Source organism: Actinomadura logoneensis (assembly GCF_003428695.1).
GTDB lineage: Bacteria > Actinomycetota > Actinomycetes > Streptosporangiales > Streptosporangiaceae > Spirillospora > Spirillospora logoneensis.
On sequence record NZ_QURH01000557.1, the window covers coordinates 1 to 1,671 of the forward strand.

2 protein-coding genes are annotated in these 1,671 nt (G+C 74.4%); both read left to right on the forward strand.

Annotation, left to right across the window (positions count from 1 at the left end; genetic code table 11):
* Window positions 1-327 precede the first annotated feature (327 nt).
* Window positions 328-720, forward strand: a complete 393-nt coding sequence (locus DZF91_RS24115; protein WP_117359580.1) for a helix-turn-helix domain-containing protein — start codon at window positions 328-330, stop codon at window positions 718-720.
* A gap of 42 nt (window positions 721-762) precedes the next feature.
* Window positions 763-1,536: a molybdate ABC transporter substrate-binding protein gene (gene modA / locus DZF91_RS24120; protein WP_235834515.1), complete on the forward strand. Its 774-nt coding sequence runs from the start codon at window positions 763-765 to the stop codon at window positions 1,534-1,536.
* Window positions 1,537-1,671 lie beyond the last annotated feature (135 nt).

Here is a 1,671-nt window from a genome sequence, read left to right on the forward strand (position 1 = left end):
CCGGCGCAGCGCCCGGTCGTCCGGCGGGAGCGCCGCCGCCTTCGCCAGCCGCGGGCGCAGCAGGCCCCGCACGCCCGCGGCGACGGCCCGCGACCGCAGGCTCGCCGTCCCGTGTTTCTCGATCACCAAGGTGGCGGGCTCCGCAGGGGGCACGTCCACTCCTCACTCCCGGCGCCGTTTCCGAACGTGATTCTGATCATCCCATGCCTCGGTGGGCACGGAACGGGCTCGCGATCGCAGATGCGGAGGAGTTGGCCTTATGTGGTTAGTAGGTTCTGGTGAGTACCCCGGATATGGCTCGCATGTGCGAGGGCATAGAGTGGCCGCGTGACGAGCTTCCGGATCAGTGAGGCCGCGGCCCTGCTGGGGGTCAGCGCCGACACCGTGCGCCGGTGGGTGGACGGAGGGCGGCTGCCCGCCGTCCGGGACGGGCACGGCCACCGGATCGTGCCGGGGGACGCCCTGGCCGCCTTCGTGCGGGGGCAGTCCCGGGAGCCGGGGGAGAGCTTCTCCTCCGCGCGCAACCGGATGCGCGGCATCGTCACCGACGTGGTGCTCGACACGGTCATGGCCAAGGTCGAGATCCAGGCCGGGCCGTTCCGGATCGTGTCGCTGATGAGCCGCGAGGCCGCCGAGGAGCTGGGCCTGGAGGTGGGCGTGGTCGCCGAGGCCGTCGTGAAGTCCACCACCGTGGTCGTCGAGCGTCCCGACGCGGGCTGACCCCCACCCGAACAACCCTCCCGCAACCCCCGAGGAGTCGCTGTGCTGAGAAGTGTGTCCGCGGTCGCCCTGGCCGCGCTGCCGATGGTGGCCCTCGCCGGGTGCGGCGACACCGGGGACGGTGCCTCCGGCGGCTCCGGGGGGAAGACGCTGACCGTGTTCGCCGCCGCGTCGCTCACCGAGACGTTCACCCGCCTCGGCAAGGACTTCGAGGGCGCGCACCCGGGCGTGAAGGTCCGGTTCAACTTCGGAGGCAGCTCCACGCTCGCCCGGCAGATCACGCAGGGCGCGCCCGCCGACGTGTTCGCGGCGGCCAGCGGGGCGACGATGAAGACCGTGGCCGACGCGGGTGACGCGTCCGGGCGACCGACGGTGTTCGCCAGGAACCGCCTGGTCATCGCCGTCCCGAAGGGCGACCCGGCCAGGGTGCGGACGCTCGCCGACCTCGCCTCGCCCAGGCTCAAGGTCGTGCTCTGCGCCGAGCAGGTGCCGTGCGGAGCGGCGGCGGGGCAGGCGCTCGCCGCCGCGCGGGTCACGGTGCGGCCCGTGTCCCAGGAGCAGGACGTCAAGGCCGTGCTGACCAAGGTGCGGCTCGGTGAGGCCGACGCCGGGCTCGTCTACCGGACGGACGTCAGGGCCGCCGCCGGGCAGGTCGAGGGGATCGAGTTCCCCGAGTCGGCCAAGGCGGTCAACGCCTACCCGATCGTGGCGCTCGCGAAGGCGCCGCAGCCGTCGCTGGCCGGGGAGTTCGTCCGGTACGTCCTGTCGCAGCCGGGGAAGGCGGCGCTGAGCGAGGCCGGGTTCGAGTCGCCATGACCGCCCGGCAGGGGTGGCGGACGCGAGCCGACCACGCGCCGGACGCGGGCGCGGACCGGATGCGCGGCGGGCGGGTGCGCGGTGCGCGGGCGGCGGGACGGCCGCCGGTCGTGCTGCTGCTGCCCGCGCTGGCCG